General features: G+C 66.2%; 30 protein-coding genes. 18 read left to right on the top strand and 12 right to left on the bottom strand.

Annotated elements, in window-relative coordinates:
* Positions 1-221 precede the first annotated feature (221 nt).
* Complete coding sequence (locus tag ACQR1F_RS00950; protein ID WP_434912384.1) at positions 222-626, top strand: DUF4864 domain-containing protein; 405 nt, start codon at positions 222-224, stop codon at positions 624-626.
* A 12-nt stretch (positions 627-638) separates the two neighbouring features.
* On the opposite strand, the gene ACQR1F_RS00945 is transcribed toward ACQR1F_RS00950, so the two are convergent.
* From ACQR1F_RS00945 to ACQR1F_RS00930, 4 genes are all read right to left on the bottom strand, one after another.
* Positions 639-1,034 carry a thioesterase family protein gene (locus ACQR1F_RS00945; protein ID WP_315801972.1) on the bottom strand — a complete coding sequence of 132 codons (396 nt, stop codon included), beginning with the start codon at positions 1,032-1,034 and terminating at the stop codon, positions 639-641.
* Positions 1,035-1,230: 196 nt separating this feature from the next.
* Positions 1,231-1,500: a tautomerase family protein gene (locus tag ACQR1F_RS00940; protein WP_315802170.1), complete on the bottom strand. Its 270-nt coding sequence runs from the start codon at positions 1,498-1,500 to the stop codon at positions 1,231-1,233.
* A 68-nt stretch (positions 1,501-1,568) separates the two neighbouring features.
* Positions 1,569-3,128: a histidine--tRNA ligase gene (hisS, locus tag ACQR1F_RS00935; RefSeq protein WP_316183193.1), complete on the bottom strand. Its 1,560-nt coding sequence runs from the start codon at positions 3,126-3,128 to the stop codon at positions 1,569-1,571.
* 278 nt (positions 3,129-3,406) lie between these two features.
* A complete protein-coding gene (locus tag ACQR1F_RS00930; RefSeq protein WP_434912383.1) occupies positions 3,407-4,486 on the bottom strand; it encodes a branched-chain amino acid aminotransferase in 1,080 nt (359 codons plus the stop codon).
* A gap of 346 nt (positions 4,487-4,832) precedes the next feature.
* On the opposite strand from ACQR1F_RS00930, the gene ACQR1F_RS00925 reads away from it, so the two are divergent.
* The 3 genes from ACQR1F_RS00925 to ACQR1F_RS00915 all read left to right on the top strand — a co-directional run bounded on the left by ACQR1F_RS00925 (position 4,833) and on the right by ACQR1F_RS00915 (position 7,948).
* A complete protein-coding gene (locus ACQR1F_RS00925) occupies positions 4,833-5,375 on the top strand; it encodes a MarR family winged helix-turn-helix transcriptional regulator (RefSeq protein ID WP_434912382.1) in 543 nt (180 codons plus the stop codon).
* On the top strand, positions 5,372-6,103 hold the full coding sequence (locus tag ACQR1F_RS00920; protein WP_315801968.1) for a response regulator transcription factor: 732 nt from the start codon (positions 5,372-5,374) through the stop codon (positions 6,101-6,103). The genes ACQR1F_RS00925 and ACQR1F_RS00920 overlap by 4 nt, the downstream gene beginning before the upstream one ends.
* 456 nt (positions 6,104-6,559) lie before the next feature.
* The gene (locus ACQR1F_RS00915; protein ID WP_316183195.1) at positions 6,560-7,948 is read left to right on the top strand and encodes an ATP-binding protein; all 1,389 of its coding nucleotides are present in this window, start codon (positions 6,560-6,562) and stop codon (positions 7,946-7,948) included.
* Between the two features lie 14 nt (positions 7,949-7,962).
* Here ACQR1F_RS00915 and ACQR1F_RS00910 read toward each other — a convergent pair whose 3' ends face one another.
* Positions 7,963-8,946, bottom strand: coding sequence for a VOC family protein (locus ACQR1F_RS00910; protein ID WP_434893978.1), 984 nt, complete (start codon positions 8,944-8,946; stop codon positions 7,963-7,965).
* A gap of 140 nt (positions 8,947-9,086) precedes the next feature.
* On the opposite strand from ACQR1F_RS00910, the gene ACQR1F_RS00905 reads away from it, so the two are divergent.
* From ACQR1F_RS00905 to ACQR1F_RS00885, 5 genes are all read left to right on the top strand, one after another.
* Positions 9,087-9,878 carry a DNA-binding transcriptional regulator gene (locus tag ACQR1F_RS00905; RefSeq protein WP_316183197.1) on the top strand — a complete coding sequence of 264 codons (792 nt, stop codon included), beginning with the start codon at positions 9,087-9,089 and terminating at the stop codon, positions 9,876-9,878.
* Positions 9,879-9,947: 69 nt separating this feature from the next.
* On the top strand, positions 9,948-11,471 hold the full coding sequence (locus ACQR1F_RS00900; protein WP_434912381.1) for a bifunctional 3-(3-hydroxy-phenyl)propionate/3-hydroxycinnamic acid hydroxylase: 1,524 nt from the start codon (positions 9,948-9,950) through the stop codon (positions 11,469-11,471).
* A gap of 50 nt (positions 11,472-11,521) precedes the next feature.
* On the top strand, positions 11,522-12,373 hold the full coding sequence (locus ACQR1F_RS00895) for a fumarylacetoacetate hydrolase family protein (protein WP_434912380.1): 852 nt from the start codon (positions 11,522-11,524) through the stop codon (positions 12,371-12,373).
* Between the two features lie 82 nt (positions 12,374-12,455).
* Positions 12,456-13,661, top strand: coding sequence for an ABC transporter substrate-binding protein (locus ACQR1F_RS00890; RefSeq protein ID WP_315801962.1), 1,206 nt, complete (start codon positions 12,456-12,458; stop codon positions 13,659-13,661).
* Between the two features lie 18 nt (positions 13,662-13,679).
* Positions 13,680-14,663: an NAD(P)H-quinone oxidoreductase gene (locus ACQR1F_RS00885; RefSeq protein ID WP_434912379.1), complete on the top strand. Its 984-nt coding sequence runs from the start codon at positions 13,680-13,682 to the stop codon at positions 14,661-14,663.
* A gap of 46 nt (positions 14,664-14,709) precedes the next feature.
* Here ACQR1F_RS00885 and ACQR1F_RS00880 read toward each other — a convergent pair whose 3' ends face one another.
* Together ACQR1F_RS00880 and ACQR1F_RS00875 are read right to left on the bottom strand one after the other, a co-directional pair.
* A complete protein-coding gene (locus ACQR1F_RS00880) occupies positions 14,710-15,258 on the bottom strand; it encodes a DUF3617 domain-containing protein (protein ID WP_434912378.1) in 549 nt (182 codons plus the stop codon).
* A gap of 84 nt (positions 15,259-15,342) precedes the next feature.
* Positions 15,343-15,648, bottom strand: coding sequence for a hypothetical protein (locus ACQR1F_RS00875; protein WP_316236974.1), 306 nt, complete (start codon positions 15,646-15,648; stop codon positions 15,343-15,345).
* Between the two features lie 168 nt (positions 15,649-15,816).
* Here ACQR1F_RS00875 and ACQR1F_RS00870 point away from each other — a divergent pair, with 168 nt between their 5' ends.
* The 4 genes from ACQR1F_RS00870 to ACQR1F_RS00855 all read left to right on the top strand — a co-directional run bounded on the left by ACQR1F_RS00870 (position 15,817) and on the right by ACQR1F_RS00855 (position 18,576).
* Entirely contained in the window at positions 15,817-16,275 is a 459-nt protein-coding gene (locus tag ACQR1F_RS00870) for a hypothetical protein (protein ID WP_315801959.1), read from the top strand.
* 132 nt (positions 16,276-16,407) lie between these two features.
* On the top strand, positions 16,408-17,112 hold the full coding sequence (locus ACQR1F_RS00865; RefSeq protein WP_434845686.1) for a ribonuclease T2 family protein: 705 nt from the start codon (positions 16,408-16,410) through the stop codon (positions 17,110-17,112).
* A gap of 135 nt (positions 17,113-17,247) precedes the next feature.
* Positions 17,248-18,108 carry a 23S rRNA (adenine(2030)-N(6))-methyltransferase RlmJ gene (locus tag ACQR1F_RS00860; RefSeq protein WP_434894006.1) on the top strand — a complete coding sequence of 287 codons (861 nt, stop codon included), beginning with the start codon at positions 17,248-17,250 and terminating at the stop codon, positions 18,106-18,108.
* A 252-nt stretch (positions 18,109-18,360) separates the two neighbouring features.
* On the top strand, positions 18,361-18,576 hold the full coding sequence (locus ACQR1F_RS00855; protein ID WP_006612991.1) for a cold-shock protein: 216 nt from the start codon (positions 18,361-18,363) through the stop codon (positions 18,574-18,576).
* Positions 18,577-18,824: 248 nt separating this feature from the next.
* Here the strand turns inward: ACQR1F_RS00855 and ACQR1F_RS00850 are convergent, their stop codons facing one another.
* Positions 18,825-19,460, bottom strand: a complete 636-nt coding sequence (locus tag ACQR1F_RS00850; protein ID WP_315713602.1) for an outer membrane protein — start codon at positions 19,458-19,460, stop codon at positions 18,825-18,827.
* A 243-nt stretch (positions 19,461-19,703) separates the two neighbouring features.
* On the opposite strand from ACQR1F_RS00850, the gene uvrC reads away from it, so the two are divergent.
* Together uvrC and ACQR1F_RS00840 are read left to right on the top strand one after the other, a co-directional pair.
* Entirely contained in the window at positions 19,704-21,770 is a 2,067-nt protein-coding gene (gene uvrC / locus ACQR1F_RS00845) for an excinuclease ABC subunit UvrC (protein WP_434912377.1), read from the top strand.
* Between the two features lie 44 nt (positions 21,771-21,814).
* Positions 21,815-22,042: a hypothetical protein gene (locus ACQR1F_RS00840; protein ID WP_316183205.1), complete on the top strand. Its 228-nt coding sequence runs from the start codon at positions 21,815-21,817 to the stop codon at positions 22,040-22,042.
* Between the two features lie 46 nt (positions 22,043-22,088).
* Here ACQR1F_RS00840 and ACQR1F_RS00835 read toward each other — a convergent pair whose 3' ends face one another.
* From ACQR1F_RS00835 to ACQR1F_RS00820, 4 genes are read right to left on the bottom strand one after another with little or no spacing between them, the layout of a single operon-like run.
* A complete protein-coding gene (locus ACQR1F_RS00835; protein ID WP_316183206.1) occupies positions 22,089-22,508 on the bottom strand; it encodes a CopD family protein in 420 nt (139 codons plus the stop codon).
* Positions 22,505-22,834, bottom strand: coding sequence for a DUF3817 domain-containing protein (locus ACQR1F_RS00830; RefSeq protein WP_316183207.1), 330 nt, complete (start codon positions 22,832-22,834; stop codon positions 22,505-22,507). Before ACQR1F_RS00830 ends, ACQR1F_RS00835 begins: the two co-directional genes overlap by 4 nt.
* The gene (locus ACQR1F_RS00825; protein ID WP_315801953.1) at positions 22,834-23,097 is read right to left on the bottom strand and encodes a hypothetical protein; all 264 of its coding nucleotides are present in this window, start codon (positions 23,095-23,097) and stop codon (positions 22,834-22,836) included. The genes ACQR1F_RS00830 and ACQR1F_RS00825 overlap by 1 nt, the downstream gene beginning before the upstream one ends.
* Positions 23,090-23,434: an ArsR/SmtB family transcription factor gene (locus ACQR1F_RS00820; RefSeq protein ID WP_315801952.1), complete on the bottom strand. Its 345-nt coding sequence runs from the start codon at positions 23,432-23,434 to the stop codon at positions 23,090-23,092. Before ACQR1F_RS00820 ends, ACQR1F_RS00825 begins: the two co-directional genes overlap by 8 nt.
* Before the next feature lie 162 nt (positions 23,435-23,596).
* Between ACQR1F_RS00820 and ACQR1F_RS00815 the strand changes: the two genes are divergently transcribed.
* The 3 genes from ACQR1F_RS00815 to moaD all read left to right on the top strand — a co-directional run bounded on the left by ACQR1F_RS00815 (position 23,597) and on the right by moaD (position 25,076).
* On the top strand, positions 23,597-23,932 hold the full coding sequence (locus tag ACQR1F_RS00815; RefSeq protein WP_434912376.1) for a GIY-YIG nuclease family protein: 336 nt from the start codon (positions 23,597-23,599) through the stop codon (positions 23,930-23,932).
* A gap of 254 nt (positions 23,933-24,186) precedes the next feature.
* The gene (gene pgsA / locus ACQR1F_RS00810) at positions 24,187-24,828 is read left to right on the top strand and encodes a CDP-diacylglycerol--glycerol-3-phosphate 3-phosphatidyltransferase (RefSeq protein ID WP_434839406.1); all 642 of its coding nucleotides are present in this window, start codon (positions 24,187-24,189) and stop codon (positions 24,826-24,828) included.
* Positions 24,825-25,076 (top strand): molybdopterin converting factor subunit 1, encoded by a 252-nt coding sequence (gene moaD, locus ACQR1F_RS00805; RefSeq protein ID WP_434891740.1) that lies wholly within the window; start codon positions 24,825-24,827, stop codon positions 25,074-25,076. The genes pgsA and moaD overlap by 4 nt, the downstream gene beginning before the upstream one ends.
* The last annotated feature ends 15 nt before the right edge of the window (positions 25,077-25,091 follow it).

The following is a 25,091-nucleotide window of genomic DNA, read 5'->3' as shown; positions in this document are numbered from 1 at the left end:
CGGCCTGAATGCATGATTCGCGCCGGATCAGGCCAGATCAAGCCGATCCGATCGCGACCGGCACCGCGCGGGCCGCATGGCTCGCGAAGACGTGACGATGGCGACACAATCCAGCCGGCCGATCGCCGCCGGCCCGCGACATTGACGCGCGACGGCAGGCTTGTCACGCACGGTACATGGCGCATGATGGATCGACCCGACCTGCCGATGGAGGACATGACATGCGCATTCTGATGCCGCTCGTCCTGCTGCTGTCACTGTTGGCCCACCCCGCCGCCGCGGCGGACGCCAGCGCGGCGCAGAGCGTCATCCGCGCCCAGGAACAGGCCCTGGCGCGCGACGACGGCGCGACCGCCTATGCCCAGGCCGCGCCGGAAATCCAGGCGCTGTTTCCGAGCGTCGAGATCTTCATGAGCATGGTTAAGAGCGGCTACCCGCCGGTCTATCGCCATCGCAGCTTCGAATTCGGCGCCGCGCAGGTCGAGGACGGCAGCGTCGCGCAGCGCGTCCACATCATCGATGCCGAGGGCGAGGCATGGGAGGCGCTGTACACGCTGCAGACCCAGCCCGACGGCAGCCTCAGGATCACCGGCTGCTCGCTGTTGAAGACGGGCCAGTCGGTCTAGCGCGAAGCCGGTTCAGGTCACGCCGAACCGCTTCTTGAACTGCGCGACATTGATGAGGCCGCGACCGTGGCGGCCGTCGCCGATCTTCACCTCGCCATGATACGCCTCGACCGAGAAGCGGATGACGCGGCGCTCGACCTCGATCACCTCGGCAACCGTGCGAATGGTGGCGCCGACCGGCGACGCCGCGAGATGGCGGACGTTGACCTCGGTGCCGACCGTCACCCAGCCCGGCGGCAGCACCGGGTTGATGGCGTCGCCCGATGTCATCTCCATCTCCAGGATCATCATCGGCGTCGCATAGACCATGGGCATATGAGGAACAAAGTGCCCCACGGTGCGCTCCGGCGGCACCACCAGCAGGCGCTCGGCGCGCATGCCCGGTTTGATGATCTCACGTGCGTCCATGACGGCTCCAAGTTCAGATGTCGTCCCGGACAAGCTGCGACGCGCGTCAGTGCGGCGTAGTGCCGATCCGGGACCCATACGCCGCGGCGGTCGTGATGAGCAAAAGGCCAAAGACCAGCATGCCTCAAACCGCTTCCTGGGGCTGTGGTCCCTGGGCCGCGCGCAATTGCGCGCCGAGCAGGGACGACAGCAGCGCCTACTTCTTCTGCTCGGCCAGACGTTCGACGAAGGTCTTGCCGCCCTTCATCTTGTGCGTCAGCGGCGCCTCGTTGATCTGGATCACCACCGCTTCCGGATCGACGCCGAGATGCGTCACCAGGGCCTTGGTGATGTCACGCATCATGTTGGCCTTCTGCTCGTCGGTGCGGCCGGCGGCCATGCTCACTGTGATCTCGGGCATTCGTTGCTCCCTGTTAGTTAGTCCTGTCCCAAGCCTGTCATTGCCGGGCTTGCCCCGGCAATCCATCATTCTGAAATGAAAGGCCGTCGTGAAGCGATGGATGCGCGGGTCAAGCCCGCGCATGACGAGTCCTGTTACCCCCAGCTCACGTCGTGGCGCGCGAGCACCTCGCGGACGCCGGCGACGAGTTCGTCCTCCTTGGCTGAGAACTGCGCCGGGCGGCTCTCGCGCCATTCCTGGTTGGAGGCGATCGCGGCCGCCGCCTTGGCGCCCTCGATCAGGTCCTTGATCTGCACCTCGCCGCGCGCCTTCTCGTCCGAGCCCTGGATGATCACGCAGGGTGCGTTGCGGCGGTCGGCATATTTGAGCTGGTTGCCCATGTTCTTGGGATTGCCGAGATAGAGCTCGGCGCGGATGCCGTGATTGCGCAAGGTCGACACCATCTTCTGATAGTCGGCGACGCGGTCGCGGTCGAAGACCGTGACGACGACGGGGCCGAAAGCCGGCCGCGTGTCGAGCTTGCCGAGCAGGGTCAGCGCCGCCTGCAGCCGCGACACGCCGATCGAAAACCCGGTCGCCGGCACCGGCTCGCCGCGGAAACGCGAGACCAGCCCGTCATAACGACCACCGCCGCCGACCGAGCCGAAGCGCACGGGACGGCCCTTCTCGTCCTTGGTCTCGAGCAGGAGTTCGACTTCGTAGACCGGGCCGGTGTAGTATTCGAGACCGCGGACGACGGAGGGTTCGACGCGGACGCGGGTATAGCCATAACCGGCCGCGCTGCACAGCCTGGCGATCTCGGTCAGCTCGTTGACGCCTTCCACATAGGCCGGCGAGGACATGAACAATTTCTGCTGAGCAACGCTCGCCAAGACCTGGGCGTTGAACTGCAGATCCTGCTCCTCACCTTGAATTTGCGGCTCCGCGATCTTCATCTCGAAGAAGGCCAGCAGGGAGTCGATCTGACTTTCAGTCAGGCCCGCGCCCTTGGTGAAATCACCCTTGCCGACTTCGCCGCCGTCCCAGCGGCCCTCGCCCAGCAGCTTCTTGATCTCTGAAATCGGAAACTTGTCGGCCTTGTCGATTGCCCTGAGCACCGTCAGCCGACGGCCGGCGTGCTCATCACCGCCGATGCCGATCGCCTCCATCACGCCGTCGAGCACCTTGCGGTTGTTGACCTTCACGACATACGAGCCGCGCGGAATCCCCAGCGCCTCCATCGTATCGGCCGCCATCATGCACATCTCGGCGTCGGCCGCCGGCGAGCCGGAGCCGACGGTGTCGGCGTCGAACTGCATGAACTGGCGGAAGCGGCCGGGGCCCGGCTTCTCGTTGCGGAAGACGTAGCCGGCGCGATAGCTGCGATAGGGCTTCGGCAGCGCGTCGAAATTCTCGGCGACATAGCGCGCCAGCGGCGCAGTCAGGTCGTAGCGCAGCGAGATCCACTGCTCGTCATCGTCCTGGAACGAGAACACGCCCTCGTTCGGACGATCCTGGTCGGGCAGGAACTTGCCGAGCGCGTCGGTGTATTCGAATGCCGGCGTCTCCACCGGCTCGAAGCCGTAGCGCTCGTAGACCGCGCGGATCTTCTCGACCATCTCGCGCGTCGCGGCGATCGCCGCCGGGCCGCGATCCTCGAGCCCGCGCGGCAGCCGCGCCTTCAGCTTCTGGGGTTTCTTGGGTTTGTCGGACATCGGACTCGACACGTAGGGTGGGCAAAGCGCAGCGTGCCCACCATGGGCTGGATGACGTCGCAGCGGTGGGCACGGCCCGCTTGCGCGGCCCTTGGCCCACCCTGCGGGATGGAATGCGTTGCCTGAGGTGGTAGCAGCCGCGACAGGGTGCGGCAACCCGCGGGAGGCGTCGGTCACCCGCGCATCCATGTCAGTGAGAGCGAAGCTATCGCCATCCATGCGGTGCGCCCCCTCCCCCGCAAGCGGGGGAGGGAGCGCACCGTCAGCGGAGCCCCGCCCTACTTCACATCCCTGATCCACTGATGCGGATCCGGGCTGCGGCCGTATTGGATGTCGACGAGTTGCTTGCGCAGGCCCATGGCGACCGGGCCGGCCTCGCCGCCGTTGATCAGGACATCGCCGCTCGCCGAGCACACCTTGCCGATCGGGGAGATCACCGCGGCGGTGCCGCAGGCGAACGCCTCCTTCAGCTTGCCGCTCTTGGCATCCGCCCGCCACTGGTCGATCGAATATGCCTCCTCGCGCACCTCGCGGCCGGCATCGCGCGCCAGCGCGATCAGGGAGTCGCGGGTGATACCCGGCAGGATGGTGCCGAGCGGCGGCGTCGACAGCGAGCCATCGTCGAACACGAAGAACACGTTCATGCCGCCGAGCTCCTCGACATAGCGGCGCTCGATCGCATCCAGGAACACGACCTGGTCGCAGCCATGGGTGATCGCCTCGGCCTGCGCCTTGAGGCTCGCGGCATAATTGCCGCCGCACTTCACGCCGCCGGTGCCGCCGACGGCGGCGCGGGTGTAGTTCTCCGAGACCCAGATCGAGACCGGCGCCGGGCCGCCCTTGAAATAGGAGCCGACCGGCGAGGCGATCACCGCGAAGATGTACTCCGCCGACGGCTTCACGCCGAGGAACACCTCGCTGGCGATCATGAACGGACGCAGATAGAGGCTGCCCTCGCCGCCCGGGATCCAGGCGCGGTCGATTTGAACCAGCCGCTCGACCGCCTCGATGAAGACCTCCGGCGGCAACTGCGCCATCGCCATGCGCTCGGCCGAATTCCAGAACCGCTTGGCATTGGCGTCGGGGCGGAACAGGTTCACGCCGCCGTCGTCGCGCTTGTAGGCCTTGAGCCCCTCGAAGATCTCCTGCGCATAGTGCAGGACGGCCGCCGCCGGATCGAGCGGGAAGTTGGCGCGGGATTCGACCCGCGCGCTGTGCCACCCCTTGTCCTGGCTGTACTGGACCACGGCCATGTGGTCGGTGAACACCCGGCCGAAGCCCGGGTTGGCGAGCTTGGCAGCGCGCTCCTGGTCGGAGGTCGGGTTCGTCGTCGGCTTGATGTCGAATGTCAAAGTCATGTCCTTGCTTCCCCCGCTCTGATCGCCATTCGCGAGTTCTGGGGCCGACCCGTCCGATCGGGCCAGTCGGCTTCTTGAATTTCGGACCTGCCGCGACCGGCTTTGGGCCGGTCCCCGGGCAAGCATGCCACCACAGGACATGCTTTTGCGCCCGGCGGAAGTCCAGTATGGTTTGCCGAAATGCCGCTCGACATCACACGGTTGTTCGATACGTCGCCCAAGGATGCCCGTCGGGGTTGCCTACGGCCCGTTCAGACACGCCTGGAGACCATCGCCCGCCGATGAAACGATCTAAAATTTCGTAGCGGACGATTGTTTTGTAACATTGAACCGCAGAAACGTCAATATGGCTGACATAAATTTCTCGTCCCCGACGTTGAGCCCCGAGCTGCGCGCGGCTGAGCCCGCCGCCGGCGAGCCGCTGCGCTGGGACATCATCGAGCTCCTGTTCTTCGCCTATCGCGACTTCGTCGGCGATGCCGACCACGAGCTGGAGGCGTTCGGCTTCGGCCGCGCGCATCACCGCGTGATGCATTTCGTCACACGCTATCCCGGCCTGAAGGTCGCCGATCTGCTCGACGTTCTCCGCATCACCAAGCAGTCGCTCGGACGCGTGCTCAAGCAGCTGCTGGACGAAGGCTACATCGTGCAGAAGACCGGCAACAACGACCGCCGGCAGCGCCTTCTTTTCGCCACGCCGAAGGGCGAGGCGCTGGTCGCCAAGCTGGCCGGGCTGCAGACGCGGCGCATCGACCGCGCGCTGGAGCAGATCGGGCCTGCTGGCGCCGAGAAGGTCCGGCAGTTCCTGCGCGCGATGATCGATCGCGACGATCCGGACAAGGTGCTGGAAGCCATCTTCAAGACGCCTGTCGCCGCTGCCAAGGAGTGACCGTGACGATCGCCGCCATCGCACCGCATCATCAGCAGACGCCGGCCGACGACGCACCGCATCTCCTGCTCGTCGACGACGACCGCCGCATCCGCGATCTGCTGTCTCGCTTCCTGCGCGGCGAAGGCTATCGCGTCACCACGGCGGCGAGCGCGAGCGACGCCCGCGCCAAGCTGACGGGGCTGCATTTCGATCTGCTGATCCTCGACGTGATGATGCCCGGCGAAAGCGGCTTCGACCTCGCCCGCTTCATCCGCACGCAATCCTCGGTGCCGATCGTGATGCTGACCGCGCGGGCCGAGCCGGAGAGCCGCATCGAGGGCCTGCAGCTCGGCGCCGACGACTACGTCGCAAAACCGTTCGAGCCGAGAGAGCTCGCGCTGCGCATCGGCAACATCCTCAAGCGGGCCGCGCCGCCGCCGGCGGAAGAGGTCGTCGAGCAGATCGGGTTCGGCCCGTTCGTCTACCATCTGGCGCGCGGCGAGCTGAAGCAGGGCGAGGAGATCGTCCACCTCACCGACCGCGAGCGCGAGATGCTGCGCATCCTCGCCAATGCCCGCGGCGAGACCGTGCCGCGCGGCGCGCTGACCGGCAACGGCACCGTCAACGAGCGCGCCGTCGACGTCCAGATCAACCGCCTGCGCCGCAAGCTGGAGAGCGATCCGGCCAACCCGCTGTTCCTGCAGGCCGTGCGCGGCATCGGCTACCGGCTGATGGTGACGGGTTGAGAGCGGGTTGATGACCGGCGGCTCCGACCACGTTGCTCTTCTTGCGCGTTGCGCCAGTGAGCACGCTTATTCTCTCCGGTTGGATTCGAGCTCTCGCCACGAGCGCGGTCTCAGCCTCTCCCCGCCTGCGGGGAGAGGTCGGATTGCATCATCAGATGCAATCCGGGTGAGGGAGTACAGGTCTCACCACAAACACTCCCCGTGCAGCTGCCCCTCACCCCAGCCCTCTCCCCGTAAGAACGGGGAGAGGGAGCAGACCATCGCCGGTGCAAGAACTTCGATCCCATCCGCCAGGGCTGCGGCTCTCACTTCCTCGCCGCAAGAGTTGAGGCGCCCCAATCTCTCCCCGTCATTGCGAGCGAAGCGAAGCAATCCAGAGTCCCGCGATGACCCTGGATTGCTTCGTCGCTTCGCTTCTCGCAATGACGGCAGCGTCACCCGTGAGAGCAGATCCGCATGACCACGCTCGACACCGGCCTCACCCTGATCCGCACCGCCTCCCGCCGCGTGTCGCGCGCCAACAGCATCGTCGGCAACGCCTTCAAGGGCTGGATGCCGACCGGCCTGTATGCGCGGGCGCTGCTGATCATGATCGTGCCGATGGTGATCCTGCAGACGGTGGTCGCGGGCGTGTTCATGGAGCGGCACTGGAACACGGTGACGCGACGCCTCTCCGCCGCCGTGGTGCAGGACGTCGCCGCGCTGATCGACATCTACAAGGGCTATCCGCAGGACAAGGACCGCACCATGCTGCGCCGGATCGCGCAGCAGCGGCTCAATCTCGTGGTGGACTTCCTGCCGGCCGGCGACATGCCGCCGCCCGGGCCGAAGCCGTTCTTCAACCTGCTCGACCAGTCGCTGTCGAGCCAGATCGGCCGCCAGATCAGCCGCCCGTTCTGGATCGACACCGTCGGCCGCTCAAACCTGGTCGAGATCCGCATCGCGCTCGATGACGCCGTGATGCGCGTGTTCGCGCAGCGTGGCGCGGCCTATGCGTCGAACACCGACATCTTCCTGTTCTGGATGGTCGGCACGTCGTCGATCCTGCTGATCGTCTCGGTGCTGTTCCTGCGCAACCAGATCAAGCCGATCCTGCGGCTCGCGGATGCCGCCGAGAGTTTCGGCAAGGGCCGCGAGGTGCCGAACTTCCGCCCGCGCGGCGCGCGCGAGGTGCGGCGCGCGGCGCACGCCTTCCTGGAGATGAAGGCGCGCATCGAGCGCACCCTCGAGCAGCGCACGGCGATGCTGGCAGGCGTCAGCCACGATCTGCGCACCATCCTGACGCGCTTCAAGCTTGAGCTGGCGCTGCTCGGCGACAGCCCGGAGATCGACGCCATGCGCAAGGACGTCGACGAGATGTCGCACATGCTGGAGGACTATCTCGCCTTCGCGCGCGGCGACAATGGCGAGATCGCGCAGCCGACCGACATCTCCAACGCGCTGGAGGAGCTGCGCAGCGACGCCGAGCGCAACGGCCATTCCGCCACGGTGTCGTTCCACGGCCTGCCGGTGGTCACCGTGAAACCGCAGGCGCTGAAGCGCTGCCTCGGCAATCTCGTCTCCAACGCCGCCCGCCATGCCGACGCGATCGCCATCACCGGCCATCGCGACCACCGCTACCTCACCATCACCGTCGACGATGACGGCCCGGGCATCCCGGCCGACATGCGCGAGGAGGTGTTCAAGCCGTTCCTGCGCCTCGACGACGCGCGCAACCAGGACGAGGGCGGCACCGGCCTCGGCCTCGCCATCGCCCGCGACATCGCGCGCTCGCACGGCGGCGATATCACGCTGGGTGACAGCCCGATGGGCGGCCTGCGCGCGAGCGTGCGGATCCCGGTGTAGCGCGCCGGTTTAGCTCATTCCTGCGCGATCACGGCGTCGAGCCACGCGCAGTTCAGCGGCGGAACGCGCGGATCCGGCACGCGAACGCCGCGTGCAGCCGCGGACAGCCGCATGTCGCGCAGGCGCTTGCGCTGCTCATCCAGCAAATACAAGCGCTCGTGTCCCCACAATGACGGACCGTCGAAGGTCTCGTGCGGCTGCCAGGTCGCGGGATCGATCAGCCGGCCGCCCCAGCCATATTCGATGAAGAAGCCGGAGGGCGTGTTGACGTAGAACGAGGTCATGTGGTCGTTGGTATGACGGCCCAGCGTATAGGCCACGCGCCCATCGTCGAGCTGCGCCAGGTCGTAGCCCTGGCCGACGTCGTCGAGACTGCCGAGCTCCACCATGAAATGATGCAGCGTGCGGCGGCCCGAACCGACCATCGCAAAACTATGGTGGCGGCCGTTGACGTGGAAGAAATACAGCTTGTAAGGCGTCAGGCCGAAGTCGGACACCTGGAAGCCGAGCAGGTCGCGATAGAACCGCAGCAGCGGCTCGACGTCCTCGACATTGAGCACGACGTGTCCCATGCCGAGCGGCCCGGTGCGAAAACCGGAGATCGGACGTCCCGGCCTGAAGGGATCCGAGGCGACGGCCGCCCCCCAGAACACCTCGATCGTGTGGCCGGCGGGATCCTGAAAGCAGATCAGCTCGGTGACATGACGCTCATCGGCCAGCGCCTGCGAACCACGGGCCACCTTCACGCCGTTGTCGTCGAGACGGCCCGCCAGGCGCGCGAGCGCGGCGGCGTCGCCGACCTCCCAGCCCATGACGGCGAGCCCGCCATCGCCGCTGCCATCGACGATCAGCCGCTGCTTGCGATCGTCCATCCGATAGGCCTGCACGCTGGCCGCGCGATCCACGCGCTGCATCCCGAGGAGTTCGGTCGCCATGCGTCCCCACTGCTCCGCCTGGGACGACTTGATGCCGATGTAACCGAGCGCCGTTATTTCCATCTTGTTGTCTCCCGAAAGGCGCGGGCGGAATTTCGTATCAGCTCCGCGCGGTCCTGCAGTAGACTGCCGCCCCTGCATCCGGCTCGCGTTCTCAAGACGGTATCGGCGGACGGAAACGAAGAACAGGGAGGATTTTCCAAGTGTCCAAGCAACGGACGCGATCTCCGCAAGCCCGTCCTGCGGAGGGTGTCCGCGCCTTCAAGCGGGGCCTCGACGTGCTGCGCGCGGTCAATCGGTCCGGCGGCATTCGCGCCGGCGACGTGGCCCGCCAGCTCGATCTGCCGCGGCCCACGGTCTATCGGTTGCTCGAAACACTCGAGGAACTCGGCTATGTCGCGCGCAGCGCCAGCGACGACCGCTTCCGGGTGACGCGCCACGCGCTGAGCCTCGGAGACGGCTATGATCCCGGCATCTTTATCTGCCAGGTCGCCGCGCCCTATCTCGCCGAGCTCAGCCGCAGCCTGATCTGGCCGGTCGATCTGTCGACTTATGAGAACGGCGCGATGGTCATCCAGGAGACCACGCATGCGCGCAGCCCGCTCTCGATCGATCGCAGCATGATCGGCAAGCGCCTGCCGATGCTGCAGACCTCGGCCGGCCGGGCCTATCTCGCCGCTTGCCCGCCCGCCGAGCGGGACATCATCATCAACCACCTGCGACGCATCGAGGATGCCGAGGACGCTTCCTTCCTCGCGCCCGAGCGGCTGCAGCGCATGATGAATGAAACGTCTCAGCGCGGCTATGCAATCCGCAACGAGGGCGAGTTCAATCCGAAGACGTCATCGATCGCGGTGCCGATCGTGCGGGGCGACGTCGTGTTCGGCTGCATGTCGATCATCTGGATCCGCTCCGCCATGACCCTGGAGGAGGCTGTCGCCCAGTACGCGGCGCCATTGCGCGACGCCGCAGCCGCGATCCCCGTCCAGGCCTGAGCGTCCGCTGGGCGGACAGTTCGTGACCGCGCCTTGAAGGTGCGAGGCGGTTGCGGAACAGATGCGGCCATGAGCAACATGGCCGCACACTCCGGAAGCTTCGACGTCGTCATTGTCGGCCGCGGGCCCGTCGGCTCGACGCTCGCCAACCTGCTCGGCCTGTGCGGCATCCGCACCCTGGTCCTGGAGCGCGAAGCCAAGGCTTATCACTTGCCGCGCGCAGTGCATTTCGATGACGAATGCATGCGCGTGTTCCAGACCATCGGTCTCGCCGACGCCATCCTGCCCCACATCACTTTAAGTCCCGGGATGCGCTTCGTCGATGCGGAGGGACGGTTGCTGCTGGACTGGCCGCGCCCCAGCGAGCCGACAGCGATGGGCTGGAATCTGAGCTACCGCTTTCACCAGCCCGATCTCGAAGCCGTGCTCAACAATGGCCTGGAGCGCTGGCCTCATGTCGAGCTGCGCACGCGCTGCGATGTGTTCGCGCTGGAGCAGAACCAGGACGTCGCCCGCGTTCGCTATGAGGATCTCGCCACGGGCCAGCTGGTCGACATCTCCTGCGCCTATGTGGTCGGCTGCGATGGAGCACGCTCGCTGGTGCGGCGCTTCATCGGCTCGGCGCTGGACGATCTCGGCTTCCACGAGCGCTGGCTGGTCTGCGACGTGCGGCTGAGCGAGGAACGGCCCGACCTCGGCGATTTCAGCGTCCAGCACTGCAACAAGCAGCGTCCCGCGACCTATATTCGCGGCACCGGCAACCGCCGACGCTGGGAAATCACGGTTCAGCCTGACGAAGACGCCGCCGAGATCACGCGGCCGGCGCGCGTGTGGGAGCTGCTCTCGCCCTGGCTCCGGCCCGCAGAGGCCGAGATCGAACGCGCCGCTGTCTACACCTTCCACTCAGCGGTGGCGCAGCAATGGCGTAGCGGACGGTTGCTGCTCGCAGGTGATTCCGCGCATCAGACCCCGCCGTTCCTTGGCCAAGGCATGTGTGCCGGCATTCGCGATGCAGCCAACCTCGCGTGGAAGCTGGCCCATGTGATCGCCGGCAAGGCAACGCCTGATCTTCTCGACACCTATCAAAGCGAGCGCGCGCCGCATGTACGCGAGTTCATCGAGCTCGCGATCCGGCTGGGCGGACTCATCAACACCAAGGCGGTCGAGTCGGCGCTCGCGACCGGCACGGCACAGGGCGACGGCCAGCTCAAGCTCGACGTGCAGAAGCCGCTGCTCGGCCCGGGCCTGGCCTGTGGCGATCGCAGCATGACCGGAAAGCTGGCGCCGCAATTCCGCAGCCGCGATCTCGGCCGCAGCGACGACCGCATCGGTTATCGCTTCGCGCTGTTGTGCCGGTCAGGACTCGGTGCCGCAGTGATCGAGCAGCATCATGCCCGCCTGACGGCCGCTGACGTCGCCGTCATCTGCGGCGAGGAAGCTGGCGGCCTCGACGGCTGGCTCGATCAGCACGGCTTCGACGCCGTGCTGATGCGCCCCGACCGCTACATCCTGGGCGCTGTCCGCACGGGCGAAGATCCCGCGGTGCTGTTGTCAGGCCTCGCCTTCCTCGCACCGCTGCCGAACGCGGCCTGAGCTGCCGAACGCGGCCTGAGCGTTTTCGTTCCTTTTGAGAGGGTTCACGTATGAAGCTGGTTTCCTTTGTCATCGACGGTCGTGCGGGCTACGGCGTAGTGAAAGGCGACGGCGTCGTCGACCTCGACCGGCGGCTGTCGTCGAAGAGCCTGCGCGCGCTGCTTGAGGCCCATGCGCTCGGCGACGCCGCCGCGCTGCTCGCCTCCGAACCGGCCGACTATCCGCTCGACGCGATCGCCTTTGCGCCCGTCATTCCCGATCCCGGCAAGATCATCTGCGTCGGCCTGAACTATCGCGACCACGTCGCCGAGACCGGGCGAACCGTCACCGAGAAGCCGGCGCTGTTCGCGCGCTTTCCGACCAGCCAAGTCGGACATCTGCAACCGATCGTTCGCCCTGCTGTCTCCGATCATTTCGACTACGAGGGCGAGCTCGCGCTCGTGATCGGGAAAGCCGGCCGGCATGTCCGGCGCGAGGACGCGCTCACGCACATCGCCGGCTATTCCTGCTACAATGAAGGCAGCATCCGCGACTGGCAGCGCCATACGTCGCAATTCCTGTCGGGCAAGACCTTCGACCAGTCCGGCGCGTTCGGCCCCTGGCTCGTCACCGCCGACGAAATTCCCGACCCGTCCAAGCTGACGCTGCAGACCCGCCTCAATGGCGAGACCGTGCAGCGGACCACCACGGACCTGCTCATCACCGACGTGCCTGATCTGATCGTCTATTGCTCGGAGATCATGACCTTGCTGCCGGGCGACGTGATCGTCACCGGCACGCCGGGAGGCGTCGGCTTCAAGCGCACCCCGCCACTGTTCATGAAGCCGGGCGATACGGTCGAGGTCGAGATCTCGGGCATCGGCGTCCTGCGCAATCCCGTGGCCGCCGAACCGGCGGCCTGACGTCTCCGCCTCGCGGAACCGCGCGGCGCACCAACCAAACACGACATAACAAACAAAGTCGTTGAATCCGGGGAGGATCATCATGTCGCGACGTCTCACAGCGGGCATCGCCGCGCTGTTGCTGCTTGCAGGCTCATCCGCGCAGGCGGACATCAAAGGGAAAGCCATCCGGATTGGCGTGCTCACCGACATGACCGGCATCTTTGCGACCGCGATGGGGCCCGGCTCGGTGGAAGCGGCACGGATGGCCGCAGAGGAATTCGGCGGCAACATCAACGGCAGGCCGATCGAGATCCTTCAGGCGGACCACCAGAACAAGCCGGATATCGCGGTCGCGATCGCCCGGCGCTGGTTCGAGCAGGACGGCGTGCAGGCGATCGCGGACGGCGGCAGCTCCGGCGCGGCGCTCGGCGTCCAGGAGCTGGTGCGCAGCAACGGCAGGATCTTCCTCGTCTCGGGGGCCGGCGCCAACCAGCTCACCGACGAGGCGTGCGCGCCGACCTCGGTGCAATGGACGCACGACGCCTATTCGACCGCCACCGCCGTCGTCTCGGGCATCATGCAGACCAGCAAGGAGCCGTGGTTCTTCATCACCGGCGACTATGCGTTCGGCCATTCGGTCGAGGCGACCGCGCGCGCCCGCATCGCCGAGCTCGGCGGCACGGTCGCCGGCAGCGTCAAGGCGCAGCTCGGCACGCCGGATTACGGCTCGTTCCTGTTGCAGGCCCAGGCCTCCGGCGCCAAGATCCTGGCGCTCAACGTCGCCGGCGACAATGCCACCGCCATCAAGCAGGCCGAGGAATTCGGGCTTGCGGCCCAGGGGATGAAGATCGTGCCGATGTCGTTCCAGAACGTCGACATCGAAGCCATCGGCCTCAAGGCGACGCAGGGCGATCTCATCGTCACCAGCTTCTTCGAGGACGCCTCCCCCGCCGCGCGCCGCTTCTCCGACGCGTTCTACGCGCGCCGCAAGGCGATGCCGTCACAGATCCAGGCCGGGGTTTATTCGGCCGTGCGGCACTATCTGCAGGCGGTGAAGGATGCGGACAGCGACGACGGCGCAACGGTGATGGCGAAGATGAAATCCACACCGGTCTCGGACGCCTATGCGGACCACGGTCAGATCCGCGACGACCAGCGCATGGTGCACGACCTGTACCTCGTCCAGGTCAAGACTCCCGCCGAATCGAAGGGCCCCTGGGACTTCGTCAAGCTGGTGACGAAGATCGCCCCCGATCAGGCGTTTCGTCCGCTCGACCGCAGCAAGTGCGGCCTGGTCGGCAAGTGAGCACATGAGCGACTACACATGATTCAGCGCGCCGTCATCATCACCGCCGCGGGCGGCCCGGAGGTCCTGTCAGAGCGACAGGACTGGCCGGTCCCGCGGCTCGGCCCCGACGACGTCCTGATCGAGGTCGCCGCCGCCGGCATCAACCGTCACGACTGCAACCAGCGCGCTGCCGGGCCGTCGCGGGAGCCCAATCCCATACCGGGATTGGAAGCCTCGGGGCGCATCGTGGCCTGCGGCGCCGACGTTTCCCCGGAACGGCTGGGTCAAGCGGTGATGGCGCTGACCGACGGCGGCTCCTACGCGCAATACGTCGCCACCGATCAGCATCTTGCGCTGGACCTGCCGAGCAGCCTCGACTGGATCCAGGGCGCCGCCCTGCCCGAGGCGCTGTTCACGACCTGGTTCAACTTCTTCGAGCTGATGCGCATGGCGCCCGGCGAGACCACCCTGATTCACGGCGGCAGCAGCGGCGTCGGCACGATCGCGATCCAGCTGCTGCGCGCGCTGGGACATCCCGTCATGGCCACCGCCGGCACCGCGGAGAAGCGCGCCCTGGCACTCAGGCTCGGCTGCAGCGCCGTGTTCGACTATGCCGATCCCGATCTCGCCGAGCAGATCCGCGCGGCGACGGGGACGCGCGGGGTCGACTGCATCCTCGACACCTCCGCCGGCGCTCACATCGCCCAGGACCTTGCGGCGCTCGCGATGGGCGGACGGATCGCCCAGCTCTCGGCTGGACAGGGCAAGGAGCTGGCGGTGCCGCTGCGCAGCCTGATGGTGCGCCGGGCCAGCATCACCGGCGCGTTCCTGCGGTCGACGTCGCTCGATCTCAAGCGGCGCATCGCGACCGAGCTGCGGCAGCGGATCTGGCCTCTTCTCGGAACGGCCATTCGGCCGCACATCGACAGCACCTATCGCCTGTCCGAGGCGGCCGCTGCGCATGCCCGCATGGAGACGGGCCGGCACATCGGGAAGATCGTGCTTTGCGTCCGCGAATGAGCGACGATCCACGTCGCTGCGCCCATCACGCGCAACGAGCGCCCGCCTACTGCTTCACGCCCGGGATCAGGGCCTTCAGCTTGGCCATGTCCTTGACGTTCATCTTCATGCCGCCGGGCATCACGATGTCCCCGGGCTTCTGGTCGGGCCTGCAGGCGCCGAGCCATCTGGCCTCGATCGTCATCGCGGTGTCCTTCACCCCGGTGCCGGCGGCGCCGCCCGTGACTCGCGACATCGTCTTCACCGTATAGGCCGAGTTGAAATCGCCGGTGATGTCGGCATGCGATGTCGTATTGATGCCGCCGAAATTGCAGACCGAATCGGAAACGTAGCCGGTCACGGTCTTCTGGATGTCCTGCTTGGAGCAGACCTGCTGCGCCATCGGCGAGGCGAAGTTGTTCATCTCCTTGTCGGTGGCCGCGTCGGTGCAGTGCTGGATCGTCGCCTCCGGCAGCTGACCGCCGGATCTGATCATCTTCAGCTCCCACAGGCCGGCCTTGCGCACCGGCAGGTCGACGGCCCGAGCCTCATGGCTCGCGGTCACGCCCAGGAGGCAGCAGGCCAACAGCCCGATTGCGATGCGTGTGCAGGTCATGTGCCCCCGTTCCGGCTCGTTGATCGATGCCAGAGCGAATGCCGCCAAAAGATGGCAATTAGGAGAACGGCAGTTGATGGAAGGTCAGTAGAGCGTCCGCAGCGGCCGCTGCGCCGAGCCGTACGGTACCCAGCGGCAGGAGAACGAGACGTAGCCGCCGTAGCGCGCATCGACGGCGCCGAACTTCGCGACCTTGCCGTAGGAGGCGCAATGGTCGACCGCGAGCTGGCGCGCATCCGTGGTCTGGGCCAGCTGATAGGCGATGATGCCGCCGGTGTCATTGCCCTTGAAGGGCGGCACCACGTCGGCCTGGGCGGACGCGGCAACCAGAACCATCCCAGCGGCCACGAGGCCTGCAGTCTTCACGAATCCGGCCATCAGCGTCCGCATTGCATTCTCCTCGATCTGGCCTGCCATTCTAAAGGTCCCGTGCGGTCAAGAAAAGAACACCGGCCCCGGGTTAACAGGACTAATCGTGGAGTGTTGCCGCGTTGCACTTGACCTCCTGTGGCCACCGCGGCACGGTCCACGCTCCCGGATCAGCCTTGCGGACGGCCCATGCGCGACTTCAGCTCAGCTTTCAAGACGTTCGGTGCCGCATGCGGCGCGCTGCTCGCGGTCGCGACCGCGCCGGCCCAGGCGGCCAACCCGCTCGAGATGAACTTCTGGCTGTCCGGCCCGAAATATGACGGCCGGGTCGCGCCTTGCGAGGCGGCCATTCCGACCATCGTCTCGCGATTCCAGGACAAGGAGAGCACCTTCTGGAATTCCTCGCTGACGATTACCGGCGTCGCCAATGTCCATGAGATCGCCTTCCGGCCCTGGCAGTCCGACAATATTCCGCGCCGCTTCTGCACCGGCAGCGTGATGATCAGCGACGGCAAAGCGCGCACCGTCAACTTCTCGATCATCGAGGATGGCGGCTTCGCCGGCTATGACCAGGGCGTCGAGTTCTGCGTCGTCGGCCTCGATCGCAACTGGGCCTTCAATCCGGCCTGCCGCGCCGCCAAGCCCTGATTCGCCTTTCCCGGCGCATCGCCCGCTCGCGCGAGCGGCCAGCTGACCAATGGCTGCCTCGGGGCAGCCATTTTTGTTCTTGAAATGTTCCCGCGCGCTGGTAGGCTCCTGGCATTGTCCGGGGAGTATGCCATGTTCGATTGCCTGCGCCGACCTGCCGTCCTGTTGTCCAGAACGATCGCCTGCTTTGCCCTCTTGCTCGGTGTGCTCGCGGCTGGCTCCGCCGCGGCGCAGGACCGGCGCCAGAATGCGCCGGGCGCGTTCGACTTCTACGTTCTCTCGCTGTCGTGGTCGCCCTCGTACTGTGCCGAGGCGGAGGAGCGCGGCGGCCGCGGCAGCCGGTCCCAACAGTGCAGCGGCCGGCCCTACTCGTTCGTCGTGCACGGGCTGTGGCCGCAATACGAGAACGGCTACCCTGAATATTGCGAGCAGCCGGCGCCGCGCCTGCCGCGCAACATCATGACCTCGATGCTCGACCTGATGCCGGCGCCGGGCCTGATCTACAACGAGTGGGACAAGCACGGCACCTGCGCCGGCGTGTCGGCGAAGGCCTATTTCGAGGCCATCCGCAAGGCGCGAGCCGCCATCAAGATCCCGCCGGAATTTCTCGATCTCGCGGAAGCCAAGACAGTGGCGCCGGCGGCGGTCGAGGAGGCCTTCATCAAGGCCAACCCCAAGCTCACGACATCGGGCATTGCCGTCACCTGCAATCGCACGAGGCTGAGCGAGGTCCGGATCTGTCTGTCGAAGGACCTCGAGTTTCGCAATTGCGATGAGATCGACCGCCAGGCCTGCCGGCGCGACGAGGTCAACATGCCGCCGGTCCGCGGCGGCTAGCGACTGCGAATCGGGCGACCGCCGCGCGTCGGCCTGCGGCCCTCTTGGGGCCGCGCTGATCCGCGGCTCTCCGAAAGGGCATCCGGCGCATCGACGGGGTACCCTTTTGACGCGGAACGGCGTAACCCGGACGGCATGAACTACCGACACGCCTTTCACGCCGGCGGCTTCGCCGACGTCATCAAGCACATCGTGCTAACGCGCATCCTGGTCTACCTCCAGGAGAAGCCCGCTGCGTTCCGGGTGATCGACACCCATGCCGGCGCTGGCCTTTACGATCTCACCGGCGACGAGGCGACGCGCAGCGGCGAGTTCCTCACCGGCATTGCCCGCCTCCTGCAGGCGCGGCTGTCGGATCAGGTCTATGCGCTGGTCCAGCCCTATCTGGATATTGTCCGATCGTTCAATCCGACGGCCGAGCTCGTCGCCTATCCCGGCTCGCCGCTGATCGCGCGCGCGCTGCTGCGGCCGCAGGATCGCATGACCCTGTGCGAGCTGGCGCCGATCCCCCGCAAGCAGCTGATCGATCAGTTGCGCCGCGACACCCAGGCCCGCGTCGTCGATCTCGACGGCTGGGTCGCCCTGCCCGCCTTCGTGCCGCCGAACGAGCGCCGGGGCGTGGTGCTGATCGATCCGGCGTTCGAGGCGAAGGATGAGTTCGAGCGGCTCGCCGACCGCTTTGCCGCGGCCTTCGCGAAATGGACCACTGGTATCTACGTGCTGTGGTACCCCGCCAAGAGCCGGCGCGCCACCGAAGAGCTGAGCGATCGCATCGCGGCGCTCGCGGCCGCGGCCAAGCCAACCGGCAAGGTGCTGCGGGTCGAGTTCAGTGTTGCACCGCAGATCGAAGGCGAGGCGCTGACCTCGACCGGACTGCTGATCGTCAACCCGCCCTGGACATTGCATGACGAGCTGAAGCTCATCCTGCAGGAACTGCAGAAGCCGCTCGGCCAGGGCGGCGCGGCGCGCTTCCGAATCGAATTCCCCAAAGCTTGAAACGGCTACTGGTCGAAAAGCCGTAGTCAATCGGCGCGGAACCGTATTATTGTGTCCGATTGTAAGACTGGCTTTACGTTCCGCTTCCGCGAATGGTTGCGGCGGGGTGATCAAGGCCTAACAAGATCCGGCGATCCGGCGCGGCGAGCGCTGGGCGTTAAGGTGGCCAACGCTTTCCGATCAAAGTGATGTCCGGTCGGACGCTGCGCAGGGCGCGCAGTGGAGGAAGCATTGCGGGGGAGGAGTTTCCCGATGGCCATGACTGGGACGGTCAAGTTCTTCAACGGTGAACGCGGCTACGGCTTCATCAAGCCGGACGACGGTGGACGCGACGTGTTCGTGCACATCACGGCGGTGGAGCGCGCGGGCCTGAAGGACCTGACCGAAGGACAGCGGATCAGCTTCGAGGTCGAGCCGGACAAGAAGGGCAAGGGCCCGAAAGCGGTGAACCTGGTGCTATCGTCTTAGGACGAGCCCGCCTGGCGGTCGTTCACGCGCCGGCGTGAGTGCAACCGGACGCGCCTCGACGCCAACTCTTCGTTGGTTTGGAAGCTGTCGGCAGCGCCTGTGTGCGTGCACAGCATTGCCGGCTCGTACGTGCAGGCCGCGCGCGATGATGCACGATTGCACGGAGCGCTCCGACAAAAAAATCCCGGCCGCGCGAGCGGCCGGGAGGTTGTCGTTGGACGTTTCTTCTTCCTATTCCCTCGTTGCCATCAGAAGTGGAAGTTGATGCCTGCGCGCACAATTCCAAACCGATAGTCGTTCTTCGCCCCCGTGATCACGAAATTGCTGCTGTCGAGATCGACGTAGAGATACTCGATCTTGGCGGTCCAGTTCTGCGCCAGGCCGAACTCGGTGCCGGCGCCGAGCGTCCAGCCCACCGTGGTGTGCGATTCCGAAAGACCGAAGGTCTCGGCGCGCAGGCCGCCAAAGGCGAGGCCGCCGGTGCCGTAGAACAGGATGTTGTTGAAGGCGTAGCCGGCGCGGCCGCGCAAGGTGCCGAACCACGGGTTGGAGAACTTCCAAGGCGCGAAGGTGTCGTTGGCGCCGGTCAGGTTGATGTCGCCCTCGGCGCCGAACACCCACGGGCCGTTCTGCCAATTGTAGCCCGCGGTCAGGCCGCCGGTGAGACCGGACGGCTTGGTCGGGTTGTTGCCGACGGTGCCCCACTCATAGCCCAGCGTGCCGCCGAGATAGGGGCCGGCCCAGCTGTAGGCGTTGAGGGGCTGGTTGACGGTGTAGGGCGCGCCGCGCCCGTAGCCGAGGTCCGCCGCCTGCGCCGAGACCGATCCGAGAGCCGCCGCGCCCAAGCCCGCCGCGGCGGCAGCACCGACCAAGAACCTGTTCATCGCTCACTCCACGCCACTCGCCGTCACCCGCCGGAGCATGCGCCGCGCGACTGTGCTGCGCGGGCCGGCGTGGTTACGGAACTCTCGCTTCTTTCGTGAGCATTTATCGAGAGTTTTAGGTTAAGCCGTTGTTAAGCCGGGTTACCCGGCCATTAACGTGCTTAACGGAGCGTTACCGCCCTGCCCTGTGCATGGCGCGATCGCAAGCTGGCGAGACGGCGCGGCAGCGCTTAATTTGCGGACATGACCACCCACAGCTCCGATCCACCCAAGGCGCCGACGCCCCCGAGCCGGCGTGGCGCCACGGCCGACCTGCCGCCCGAGGCCATCGACACGCCCGATCTCGACCCCGCCGCCTCGGCTGCAGACGAGGACGATGACGGCCGGCTGCCGGAGCTGGCCGAGGAGAGCCTGGAGGCCGTCGGCGAGGGCCCGCTCGCGATCGGCCACGCGGCGATCGAGAACGCGGTGCGGCTGGCGCCGACCTCGCCCGGCGTCTACCGCATGCTCAACGCGGCACACGACGTGCTCTATGTCGGCAAGGCCAAGAACGTCAAAAAGCGCCTGTCGTCCTATGCGCGTGCCAGCGCGCCGCTGCCGGCGCGCATCCTGCGCATGATCGCGGCCACCGTGACGGTCGAGATCGTCTCCACCACCACGGAGACCGAGGCGCTGCTGCTCGAAGCCAATCTGATCAAGCAGCTCAAGCCGCGCTTCAACGTGCAGCTGCGCGACGACAAGTCGTTTCCCTACATTCTCATCACCGGCGACCATTGGGCGCCGCAGATCCTCAAGCACCGCGGCGCGCAGTCCCGGCCGGGGCGCTATTTCGGGCCGTTCGCCTCGGCCGGCGCGGTCAACCGCACCATCACCGCGCTGCAGCGCGCCTTCCTGATCCGCTCCTGCACCGATTCGTTCTTCGAGAGCCGCACCCGCCCCTGCCTGCTGCACCAGATCCGCCGCTGCGCGGGTCCATGCACCCAGGAGATCGATTTCCCCGGCTATACCGAATTGGTGCGCGAGGCGACCGACTTCCTGTCCGGACGCAGCCAGGCGGTGAAGGCGCTGCTGGCGGCCGAAATGGAGAAGGCGTCGAGCGAGCTCGAATTCGAGACCGCGGCCGTCTATCGCGACCGTCTCGCGGCACTGTCGGCGATCTCCTCGCAGCAGGGCATCAACCCGCGCACGGTCGAGGAAGCCGATGTGTTCGCCATCCACCAGGAGGGCGGCTATTCCTGCGTCGAGGTGTTCTTCTTCCGCACCGGCCAGAACTGGGGCAACCGCGCCTATTTCCCGCGCGCCGAGAAGACGTTCACACAAGAGGAAGTGCTGTCCGCGTTCCTGTCGCAGTTCTACGACGACAAGCCGCCGCCGAAGCTGATCCTGCTGTCGCACGAGATCGAGGAGGCCGAGCTGCTCGCCGAGGCGCTCTGCGTCAAGGCCGGCCACAAGGTCGAGGTGTCCTGTCCGAAGCGCGGCGAGAAGAAGGACCTGGTCACTCACGCGCTGACCAATGCGCGCGAGGCGCTCGGCCGCAAGCTCGCGGATACCGCGACCCAGAGCCGCCTGCTGGAGGCGATGACGACGACGCTCGGCCTGCCGCAGGTGCCGAAGCGCATCGAGGTCTACGACAACAGCCACATCCAGGGCACCAACGCGGTCGGCGCGATGATCGTCGCCGGCCCCGACGGCTTCATGAAGAACCAGTACCGCAAGTTCAACATCAAGTCGGAAGGGCTGACGCCCGGCGACGACTACGCGATGATGAAGGAGGTGCTGCAGCGCCGCTTCAAGCGGCTGGTGTCACCGTCGGAGAAGGATGTCGCCCGCGCGGCCAAGGAGGACGACGTGCCGCAATGGCCCGATCTCGTCATCATCGATGGCGGCCGCGGCCAGCTCAATGCCGTCCGCGAGATCTTCACCGAGCTCGGCGTCACCAATGTCGCGCTGATGTCAGTCGCCAAGGGCCCCGATCGCGACGCCGGCCGCGAGACCTTATTCATCCCGGAGCGGGAGGCGATCAAGCTCGAGCCGCGCGACCCCGTGCTGTATTTCATCCAGCGGCTGCGCGACGAGGCCCATCGCTTCGTCATCGGCTCGCACCGCAAGCTGCGCAAGAAGGACATCCGCGAGGCCGGCCTGCAGGAGATCCCCGGCATCGGCCCGTCGCGCAAGCGCGCGCTGCTGCACCATTTCGGCACCCTGAAGGAGATCGAGCGCGCCTCGATCGCCGACCTCGGCAAGGTGCCGGGAGTGTCAGCCGAAAGCGCCCGCAAGATATTTGAGTATTTTCACAGCAACGCGAGCTAGTTAATCGCGCCGTCAGACGTTCTTTGTGTAGATGGGGAGGCTTCATGGCGAAGCGAACGAAGCTGCCTACGATCGTAATGGGCCGCTCCATGTGGGGCGGCCCATCGATGGATGATGACTCCAAGGTCACGTTTGAACTTGAGGCCGAAACGGGCGAGATCTTCGAGGCCAGCTTCTCGCTGCGCGGCATCCTAAGCACTGTTGTGATGGCCCACAGCTGGCCGCCTCTGAAGGACGAGCTCGCGCAGATCGAGCCGCCCATCAAGGTTTAACCTCGTGCTACAGGGGCCGACGACATCGTCGCTGTTCCTGTGGAGCTCAGAACGGCTTGACGACCACGAGCACGGCGATCGCAGCAGCGCTGCCGACGATCAGCGGCGGCGCATGAGAGAACCAGCGCGGCGCCGGCGACTCGGACCGTGCAAGCCGTCGCAGCGTTCCCGCGAGCACGCCGTGCAGCGCGGACAGCGCGACCACGATGCCGAGCTTGATCGTCAGCCAAAGCGAGCCGAACCATTGGCCCTGCATGGCGAGTGCGAGGCCCGCGCCCCACACGACGAGCATGGCCGGCGTCGTGACACGCCGGTCCCAGCGGCTGACAATCTCGACCATGGTGGCGGCACCAGCCGCTTCTGCCTTGGTCGCAGCCGCCGCGATGGTGATCGCTGCGGCCAGCAACCCGCCGCTCCAGCACAGTACGGCGGCGACGTGCAGCGCCTTGAGCCACTCGACCATCATGGCGCCGCCAGCAGCATCTCGCGTCGCGCCAGGACGCGGGCATTGACGAAGCCGCCGAACGGCACGAACGCAGCCATTGTCATCCGGACGATCTCCGTTCTCGACCAGCCGCCGCCGGCTGCGAGCTGGATGAGCATCCAGATGTAGCCCATGAAAGCGAGGCCGTGGACAGGACCCATGATCCTGGTGGCGACGGCGAAGCCGGCAAAGTGCTTCAGCGGCACCGCCACCAGCACCAGCAGCAGCAATGTGCTGCCTTCGACGAGCGAGACTGCGCGCATCCGCTTCAACAGCGACAGCTCCTCGGCCTGATGTTGAGTGGTCATCATTCGACCTCCTTCAGCACCTTCTCGACCTGGGTGAGCCGCAGCTCGATCTGCCCCAGACTGCCCTTGAGGGCGGCGAGCAGCTCTGCACTCGTCTCCTGCGCTCGAACGGCTCGCTCGGTCAGCGCGCGGAAGCCCTCCTCCGTCGCGACCTGCCGTCCGGCCTGCCGGACCGCCGCAAAATACTTCATCGCAAACACCAGGATGATGGTGACAAGGACGAGGATCGTGACGAGCAGGAAGATGGCGGCTTTGTCAGCCATGTTGGTCTCCTTCCGGTTTGATGGAGGATGGAACGACGGACAGCGTCTCCGCTGCTTTGGCGATCGAGGACGGCGTCAGGGCGATCTCGAAGGGAGCAACCTCGAAGTAGTTCAGCGCCTTGCCGTCGGCGGAGAGCTCCAACCGGCTGGTGACCAGCCCCGCCTCTTCGAGCTTGCGCAAATGAAGGTGCAGCAATGGCCGGCTGATGCCGAGCTCGCGGGCCAACTGGCTGACATAGGTGCGCCCCCGGGCCTGCAAAGCAGCCACCACCCGCAACCGATGCGGATTGGCCAACGCTGCCAGCCTGTCCAGCAGTTGATCGCCTTCAGTGGGCATACGTCGCGGCTCTCCACCTGTAAGGATATTATTACAGGTGAGGTCCGCCCCCGTCAACTTTACGATACACATGTCAGGAAAAAATTTCGATTTCCATATATTTACCCGGACAAAAATAAGCTCTACATGAGCTGAGCCCACCTCACTTTGGAGCGACACCTCATGAACCCCGATCAGCGCAAGGCGGCGGTCGCCGCCTACAAGGAGCGCAAGAGCCCTGCCGGCATCTTTGCCGTCACCTGCGCCGCCACCGGCGCGCGCTGGATCGGCTGCGCGCCGGACCTCGACAAGATCCAGAACCGTCTGTGGTTCACCCTGCGCCAGGGCGGCCATCGCCGCGGCGGGCTGCAGGCGGCCTGGGCCGCCCATGGCGAAGGGTCGTTCAGCCTGGAGGTGATCGAGACCTTCGACGACGAAACGCTGGCCTATGTGCGCGATCGCGTGTTCGCGGAACGGCAGGCGCATTGGTGCGCGGTTCATGGGGCCGAGGCGATCTGATCACCGGCGGCATTCGCGCCGCTGTCATTGCACCGCAATAAGACCGATCGGCGCGCCCACCGCGGCACGCCGATCTCCCCACTGGCGCGACCGCGTGCGGTTGCTTAAGGAAGCGTTACCGCTCTTTGTATCGGGGCGGGAGAGTTCCTATCTCCGCAAGACTTCGTTGCGAACAGCGTCATATCTGCGTCATCCTGCCGAAGCGGCTCGGCTCGGAGGTTGACGTCCGAACGGCGGCAGTATTGGTACACCGGATGAATATTGCGACCACACGCGTGCCCAGCAAGACGTCGACGTCCCTGCCGAACATCCTGACCTATACGCGCATCGCCGCGATACCGGTCGTGGTCGGCTGTATCTACGCGCAGTCGGTATGGATGTATCCTTTGTGGCTCCGCTGGGTCGCCGTCGCGGTGTTTATTGCGGCTGGGATCACCGACTATCTCGACGGTCATTTCGCACGGATCTGGAACCAGCAATCGGCATTCGGCCGTATGCTCGACCCGATCGCGGACAAGCTTCTGGTCGCCTCCTGCCTGCTGATGCTGGCCGCCGACAGCACCATCCAGAACTGGTCGCTGTGGGCGGCCATTGTGATCCTGTGCCGCGAGATCCTGGTGTCGGGCCTGCGCGAATATCTCGCCGCGCTGCGCGTCTCGGTGCCGGTGACCAAGGTCGCCAAATGGAAGACCACGATGCAGCTGGTGGCGATCGGCTTCCTGCTCGCGGGCGAGGCCGGCGATGCGGCGGTCGCCCAGATCTCGACGTCCGTGGGTCCGATCGTGAGCGGGATCGGAATCTGGCTGCTCGGTTTGTCGGCGGTCTTCACCATCTATACCGGCTACGACTATTTCCGCGCCGGCATCCACCACCTCATCGAGGCAGACTCGCGATGAAGGTGAAGTATTTCGCCTGGGTGCGTGAGCGCGTCGGCAAGGCCGAGGAGACGATCGAGCCGCCGGCGGACGTGCGCACGGTCAGCGAGCTGATCGCCTGGCTCACCACGCGCGGCGAGGGCTATGCCTATGCGTTCGACAAGCCGAAGGTGATCCGCACCGCGATCGACCAGACCCATGTGCAGCCGGATACGGCCATCGCCGGCGCCCGCGAGATCGCGTTCTTCCCGCCGATGACCGGCGGCTGACGCAACGGAAGATCC

The sequence above is a fragment of the Bradyrhizobium sp. HKCCYLS3013 genome, from assembly GCF_051167615.1.
GTDB lineage: Bacteria > Pseudomonadota > Alphaproteobacteria > Rhizobiales > Xanthobacteraceae > Bradyrhizobium.
Note: the sequence above shows the minus strand (reverse complement) of the source record. Positions and strands in the feature narration are given on the sequence as shown.

Excerpts from the sequence above, each read along its gene's own strand:
- ACQR1F_RS00950 (WP_434912384.1), top strand. The coding sequence starts at position 222 with ATGCGCATTCTGATGCCGCTCGTCCTGCTGCTGTCACTGTTGGCCCAC.
- ACQR1F_RS00945 (WP_315801972.1), bottom strand. The coding sequence starts at position 1,034 with ATGGACGCACGTGAGATCATCAAACCGGGCATGCGCGCCGAGCGCCTG.
- ACQR1F_RS00940 (WP_315802170.1), bottom strand. The coding sequence starts at position 1,500 with ATGGATTGCCGGGGCAAGCCCGGCAATGACAGGCTTGGGACAGGACTA.
- hisS (WP_316183193.1), bottom strand. The coding sequence starts at position 3,128 with ATGTCCGACAAACCCAAGAAACCCCAGAAGCTGAAGGCGCGGCTGCCG.
- ACQR1F_RS00930 (WP_434912383.1), bottom strand. The coding sequence starts at position 4,486 with ATGACTTTGACATTCGACATCAAGCCGACGACGAACCCGACCTCCGAC.
- ACQR1F_RS00925 (WP_434912382.1), top strand. The coding sequence starts at position 4,833 with ATGGCTGACATAAATTTCTCGTCCCCGACGTTGAGCCCCGAGCTGCGC.
- ACQR1F_RS00915 (WP_316183195.1), top strand. The coding sequence starts at position 6,560 with ATGACCACGCTCGACACCGGCCTCACCCTGATCCGCACCGCCTCCCGC.
- ACQR1F_RS00910 (WP_434893978.1), bottom strand. The coding sequence starts at position 8,946 with ATGGAAATAACGGCGCTCGGTTACATCGGCATCAAGTCGTCCCAGGCG.
- ACQR1F_RS00900 (WP_434912381.1), top strand. The coding sequence starts at position 9,948 with ATGAGCAACATGGCCGCACACTCCGGAAGCTTCGACGTCGTCATTGTC.
- ACQR1F_RS00895 (WP_434912380.1), top strand. The coding sequence starts at position 11,522 with ATGAAGCTGGTTTCCTTTGTCATCGACGGTCGTGCGGGCTACGGCGTA.
- ACQR1F_RS00890 (WP_315801962.1), top strand. The coding sequence starts at position 12,456 with ATGTCGCGACGTCTCACAGCGGGCATCGCCGCGCTGTTGCTGCTTGCA.
- ACQR1F_RS00885 (WP_434912379.1), top strand. The coding sequence starts at position 13,680 with ATGATTCAGCGCGCCGTCATCATCACCGCCGCGGGCGGCCCGGAGGTC.
- ACQR1F_RS00880 (WP_434912378.1), bottom strand. The coding sequence starts at position 15,258 with ATGACCTGCACACGCATCGCAATCGGGCTGTTGGCCTGCTGCCTCCTG.
- ACQR1F_RS00875 (WP_316236974.1), bottom strand. The coding sequence starts at position 15,648 with ATGCGGACGCTGATGGCCGGATTCGTGAAGACTGCAGGCCTCGTGGCC.
- ACQR1F_RS00870 (WP_315801959.1), top strand. The coding sequence starts at position 15,817 with ATGCGCGACTTCAGCTCAGCTTTCAAGACGTTCGGTGCCGCATGCGGC.
- ACQR1F_RS00865 (WP_434845686.1), top strand. The coding sequence starts at position 16,408 with ATGTTCGATTGCCTGCGCCGACCTGCCGTCCTGTTGTCCAGAACGATC.
- ACQR1F_RS00860 (WP_434894006.1), top strand. The coding sequence starts at position 17,248 with ATGAACTACCGACACGCCTTTCACGCCGGCGGCTTCGCCGACGTCATC.
- ACQR1F_RS00855 (WP_006612991.1), top strand. The coding sequence starts at position 18,361 with ATGGCCATGACTGGGACGGTCAAGTTCTTCAACGGTGAACGCGGCTAC.
- ACQR1F_RS00850 (WP_315713602.1), bottom strand. The coding sequence starts at position 19,460 with ATGAACAGGTTCTTGGTCGGTGCTGCCGCCGCGGCGGGCTTGGGCGCG.
- uvrC (WP_434912377.1), top strand. The coding sequence starts at position 19,704 with ATGACCACCCACAGCTCCGATCCACCCAAGGCGCCGACGCCCCCGAGC.
- ACQR1F_RS00840 (WP_316183205.1), top strand. The coding sequence starts at position 21,815 with ATGGCGAAGCGAACGAAGCTGCCTACGATCGTAATGGGCCGCTCCATG.
- ACQR1F_RS00835 (WP_316183206.1), bottom strand. The coding sequence starts at position 22,508 with ATGATGGTCGAGTGGCTCAAGGCGCTGCACGTCGCCGCCGTACTGTGC.
- ACQR1F_RS00830 (WP_316183207.1), bottom strand. The coding sequence starts at position 22,834 with ATGACCACTCAACATCAGGCCGAGGAGCTGTCGCTGTTGAAGCGGATG.
- ACQR1F_RS00825 (WP_315801953.1), bottom strand. The coding sequence starts at position 23,097 with ATGGCTGACAAAGCCGCCATCTTCCTGCTCGTCACGATCCTCGTCCTT.
- ACQR1F_RS00820 (WP_315801952.1), bottom strand. The coding sequence starts at position 23,434 with ATGCCCACTGAAGGCGATCAACTGCTGGACAGGCTGGCAGCGTTGGCC.
- ACQR1F_RS00815 (WP_434912376.1), top strand. The coding sequence starts at position 23,597 with ATGAACCCCGATCAGCGCAAGGCGGCGGTCGCCGCCTACAAGGAGCGC.
- pgsA (WP_434839406.1), top strand. The coding sequence starts at position 24,187 with ATGAATATTGCGACCACACGCGTGCCCAGCAAGACGTCGACGTCCCTG.
- moaD (WP_434891740.1), top strand. The coding sequence starts at position 24,825 with ATGAAGGTGAAGTATTTCGCCTGGGTGCGTGAGCGCGTCGGCAAGGCC.